This is a genomic window from Streptococcus parasanguinis (genome assembly GCF_001578955.1).
GTDB lineage: Bacteria > Bacillota > Bacilli > Lactobacillales > Streptococcaceae > Streptococcus > Streptococcus parasanguinis_U.
This window is the reverse complement of sequence record NZ_KQ969742.1, coordinates 1-396: the sequence shown is the minus strand read 5'-3', so window position 1 is coordinate 396 and position 396 is coordinate 1. Positions and strand designations below refer to the sequence as shown.

Genomic DNA, 396 nt, shown 5'->3' with positions numbered 1-396 from the left:
CCCAATCAAAATGCCCAACGCTACTTCAAACGCTACCAGAAGTTAAAAGAAGCCGTCAAACATTTGACCATCCTCATTCAAGAAACCAAGGAAACCATTTCTTATCTTGAAACTGTTGAAACAGCCCTTTCTCAAGCGAGCCTGGCTGAGGTGGCAGAAATTCGAGAAGAGCTAATCCAGACCGGCTTTATCAAGCGGCGTAACCGTGAAAAAATTCATAAACGGAAAAAACCTGAGAAATACCTGGCTAGTGATGGAAAAACCATCATTTTAGTGGGACGCAATAATCTGCAAAACGATGAACTAACCTTTAAGATCGCTAAGAAAGATGAGCTCTGGTTCCATGCCAAAGATATCCCGGGAAGCCACGTCGTCATTACTGGCAATCTCGATCCG

The 396-nt window shown here is 43.7% G+C and carries 1 protein-coding gene; it reads left to right on the top strand.

The genetic code is table 11. The features are described 5' to 3' along the window. A partial coding sequence (locus SPADD19_RS11045; protein WP_128861645.1) for an NFACT family protein occupies positions 1 to 396 on the top strand: 396 nt, incomplete at both ends.